At 48.6% G+C, this 4,492-nt stretch carries 3 protein-coding genes and 1 CRISPR repeat array; of the genes, 1 reads left to right on the top strand and 2 read right to left on the bottom strand.

Annotated features, from left to right (window positions below; translation table 11 throughout):
• Window positions 1-497 precede the first annotated feature (497 nt).
• Window positions 498-1,211, bottom strand: a complete 714-nt coding sequence (locus IJN28_02825) for a hypothetical protein (protein MBQ6712706.1) — start codon at window positions 1,209-1,211, stop codon at window positions 498-500.
• A gap of 2 nt (window positions 1,212-1,213) precedes the next feature.
• Window positions 1,214-1,399 carry a hypothetical protein gene (locus IJN28_02820; GenBank protein ID MBQ6712705.1) on the bottom strand — a complete coding sequence of 62 codons (186 nt, stop codon included), beginning with the start codon at window positions 1,397-1,399 and terminating at the stop codon, window positions 1,214-1,216.
• Window positions 1,400-2,240: 841 nt separating this feature from the next.
• Here IJN28_02820 and IJN28_02815 point away from each other — a divergent pair.
• On the top strand, window positions 2,241-3,452 hold the full coding sequence (locus tag IJN28_02815; GenBank protein MBQ6712704.1) for a transposase: 1,212 nt from the start codon (window positions 2,241-2,243) through the stop codon (window positions 3,450-3,452).
• Window positions 3,453-3,581: 129 nt separating this feature from the next.
• A CRISPR array of direct repeats spans window positions 3,582-4,133; the repeat unit is 29 nt; unit sequence TACCTCCCGAATTGGCAGGGTATATAAAC.
• Between the last annotated feature and the right edge of the window lie 359 nt (window positions 4,134-4,492).

Below are 4,492 nucleotides of genomic sequence, written 5' to 3'. Positions count from 1 at the left end.
GGCCTCGTCAACGAGCGCGGCGAACGGGGTGCGATTTGCTTTTGTAAGGTGTGGTGGTGCTTTGTGTGATATAGAATTTTGTATTTCCGTCATAATAGGGCTCCTTATGCAGGGAATGGGAAGAAAGAAAAGAGAGATGCCTTTTATTCTTTTTCATTTCCCGTCATTCTTCATGGGTTCGGGCGTTTTTGTAGTCCTGCGCTAAGTATGTACCGAACCGTAGCGTAGTGCATTGCGTCAGATGTTTGAACGAACGAATGTGAAGTGAGTTCTGACGTGCGGGCGTGTCATCTCGTTTGGAATCAAGGCACGACCGCTAGCGGAGCGAAGCGTGAGAATACATACTCGCAGGACGGAGATGGTCGCCCGAGGGTTTTTGTTACTTTTTGACCGCAAAAAGTAAAGAGAAGGGAGAGACAATGAACTTATGGGAAGGAATAATTTGCGAGTTTGATACGCATGATAACACTCTCTTGAGGAAAACGCTCCTTCCTCCCTCACTCCCCAAAGAATCCCTCTACCCAGCTTGTAGCGTGTTTGACCTGTTTGCAAGGCGCACTTATTGCGGTATTTCCGTCTTGTCGGCTTAAAAAAATATTCGCCTTGCGGTCGGTCGTTTGTATGCTTTTTGCCGAAGTGGGAGGTCGCGATAAGGCTGAGCAGGATGGGGCATCGGTCTTATCGACGGCTTTTGCCGAGGAGAGATGCCGTGATAAGGTTGAACCTGATGGGGTATCGGTCTTATCGACGGCTTTTACATCGGGCAGGACAGAGCCTATCATGCGCCTATCTCCGTCAAGCTGACTTACGGCAGAAGGAATCAGAGAATCAGGAATCAAGGAATCAGGAATCAGCAGGGTCGAATCGTGTTTTTGCGCAGGGGTAGTGTCAGGAGGAGGCGGGATCAGACTGGCCTTCTCTTTATGATGCGGGTTTTGATGCGCAAGGAAGCGTGTGACTTCGATATACCGAGTGCCGTCAACTGTGTATCGGCGAATAAATCCGCGCATGGCAAGCTCGGTGAGCAGTGCATTCACGTCGCAGTCGTCGGCAGGGAGGATATCCCATTTTATCTGAGCAGGACGGTCGAGCAGTCTGCCTTCGCGATCGGCAAGACACCACAGACCTGCAAACAGAAGCCTGCCGAGAGGCGAGGTCTTGAGGAGCTGTTCATCGCGGAAAAATCCCGGCTTGATGTTGCGGGCGCGCATGGCTAGTCGCTCCTTTCGGCGAAGTCTTGGCAAAATTGTTCGTCCCCGTCGCTTGTTTGCCAACCGCCTACTGCTTCGAATGACAGATAGGTAAAGTCGGCGTTGGCGAGAGTGACGGCGTCTTTTGAGCAGTGGCCGTCCTCATGGTGGCGACAGCGCTGTGCGTCGCAGGTGATGATGGTGGACATTGTTTGCCTCCTGATGCTTCGGTATGAGCAGCTCTATTGACTGCTTTTTGTCGTGTGCTTCCGTTCATAGTGAGCTTATGCGGAAGGTGGGTCGTTCTTGGGCGTCTTGTTCAGTAGGGCAGGCAAAGGCTCCACTGGTAACACTTGTCCTGCCTCTCACAAACAGGACGATGCCGTCATTTTCATCTAAAGACAAGAATCGTGACTTACTTTAACGTCACATTCGCTTGCAATGTATGGTACATACGACCTTCAAGGTAAAAAATATAGGTGCTTCCGTTCATAGTGAGCTTATGCGGAAGGTGGGTCGTTCTTGGGCGTCTCGTCAGTAGGGCAGGCAAAGGCTCCACTGGTAACACTTGTCCTGCCTCTCACAAACAGGACGATGCCGTCATTTTCATCTAAAGACGAGAATCGTGACTTACTTTAACGTCACATTCACTTGCTATGTCTGGTACATACGACCTTCAAGTTGGTTTCAGTATAATGTATTTCCGACATAATGTCAATAGTGTTTTGTATTTTCGTGAAAAGTAAGGAAACGGGCGTATAAGCGAGAAAATGAGAGCGTGAGAGAGATAGAGTAAAGGACGCGAAAAAGGGGCAGAAAAAAAGTGAGAGAAAAGTTGAATTTTTTTTGACGGAGATATGATGCAGAGAGAAGGTGTCGGCAGAGTATGGGGATAGTAGCTGTTCTTGCGGAGTGAGCCGTGGAAGGAGTATGTCAAAATATGCAATAATGCTTTATAATAATAACCAAATATGATATATTAAAGATAAGCCAACCGAAAGAATCATACAGGCTTATATCAATGATGGAAGCGGGAGGAGGTGAGCGGTGATGTCAAAGAAGGGCGATGCAAACAGCGGTGTGCTGAACAGAGCGTACAAGTATCGCATCTATCCGAATCGGGAGCAGAGAGAATACTTCGCGAAGTGCTTCGGCTGTGCGAGATTCGTCTACAATCAGCTTCTGGACAGATGTAACAAGCATTATGAAGAAACAGGTAAGCACAAAGTCGATTCATATGCAGAGCTGAAAAAAGACAATCCGTGGATGAGAGAAGTCGATTCGAACGTGCCGAACTATGCCAAGTTGCAGCTAAAAACAGCATATGATAACTTTTTCAAGCACAATACAGGCAAGCCTCGCTTCAAGAGCAAAAAAGACAACCACCAGACCTTCACGACCTATCGTGACAAAAGATGTGCCAATGTCGATATCGAAAACGGCAATCTTAAGATTCCCAAGCTCAAGAGCCTCATCAAGATGAAGATGCATAGACCGCTCATGGACAACGCTTCTATTCAGACAGTTACCATCAGCAAGACACCGTCGGGAAGATATTATGCAAGCATACTGGTAAGATACGAAAACCAAGTATTTCCCATTATACCTGCAAAGTTTATCGGACTCGACTATGCGATGGCAGAGCTGTACGTGGATTCCGAAGGAAACGGTGCAGGGTATCCGCACTACTTCCGCAAGGCGCAGAAAAAGCTGGTGCGCGAGCAGAGACGGCTCAGCCGCAAGCTCGAAGCGAATATCAAGAAGCGTGACACACTCGGCAGACCTATATTCCACAGACCGCTTGATGAGTGCAGGAACGTCCAAAAGCAGAAGCACAAGATAGCTGTCCTGCATGAGAAGATCGCCAATCAGAGAGCCGACTTCCTGCATAAGAAGGCGTATTATCTTGTAAGTGCGTACGATGTCATAGCCATTGAGGATATTAGCGTTAAGGATATGGCGAAACGGAAAAAAGGCAGAAAGTTCAGCTTCGGCAAGTCTGTCGGTGACAACGGCTGGGGTATGTTCACCGCGATGCTCGCATACAAGCTCGCATGGCAGGGCAAACAGCTCGTCAAAGTCGATAAGTGGTATCCGTCGAGCAAGACATGCCGCTTCTGTGGAGAGGTCAACACGAAGCTCAAGCTGTCCGACCGCAAATGGACTTGCCCGCATTGTGGTGCGACGATCGAACATCGAGACGTCAATGCGGCGATCAATATCAAACAATATGCAATGAATAATATCCAGGTTACCGCCTGAAAACGCATAAAAAGAGTACCTTGGTATAACAGGGGAACTCTATAATCTACGCCTGTGGAGAGAGCATAAGTCCTATTGCTTCGGCAAAAGGCAATTCTCAGAGAAGCAGGAAATCCTGCCGTTTTTGAGGCTTGGCTACCTCCCGAATTGGCAGGGTATATAAACGAAGATTGCTATAGGTTTTGGAGTAGGGAAGCTTGGCTACCTCCCGAATTGGCAGGGTATATAAACAAAGGTAACAGACCTTATTCCCAAGCTATAGCTTGGGTACCTCCCGAATTGGCAGGGTATATAAACATAATATAAGTGTGGGAAACAGATAATGAGCTTGGGTACCTCCCGAATTGGCAGGGTATATAAACGTTAGCTAAGAAAAAGATTGGAGGATGAAGCTTGGGTACCTCCCGAATTGGCAGGGTATATAAACGAACGATCCAGCACCCAAGCGCGCCTTTCGGTTTGGGTACCTCCCGAATTGGCAGGGTATATAAACGCCGCCTTTGCCTCGTCCCTGCCCGTCACAGCTTGGCTACCTCCTGAATTGGCAGGGTATAGAATAAGGAAGCGAGCATGGTGCTTGGTTTGGGTACCTCCTGAATTGGCAGGGTATATAAACGCAGACGGCAGACCTCGCCGAGATATGCGGCTTGGCTACCTCCCGAATTGGCAGGGTATCTAAACTCTTTTCGAGGAATTGTACCTCTCTAGAGAGTTTTGGTATCTTGCTGATTCGCAGGGGCTATAGACGGACGTAAGGCACGTTGAGCCTTACCTCCCGTTTTGGTACCGATCTGATTCGCAGGGCGAAATATTGTATGAGATGACCTTCTTGTTGACTGATATATCGGTCGATGGGGAGGTCATTTTTATGTTTCGGCATAAATCGAAGTATGGGGTAGTAGTCGTTCTTGCAGGGCGGTGTCTCTCCCTCAGTCTGCTACGCAGACAGCTCCCTCGTCAGAGGGAGCCATGGAATAGGTGGGGTATCTCCCTCGGTCTGCTATGCAGACACTTTTCGTCAGGGGGAGCCATGGAATGGC

The organism is Selenomonadales bacterium, from assembly GCA_017442105.1.
GTDB lineage: Bacteria > Bacillota > Negativicutes > RGIG982 > RGIG982 > RGIG982.
The sequence above is the reverse complement of the archived record's forward strand: the minus strand, read 5'-3'. Positions and strand labels throughout refer to the sequence as shown.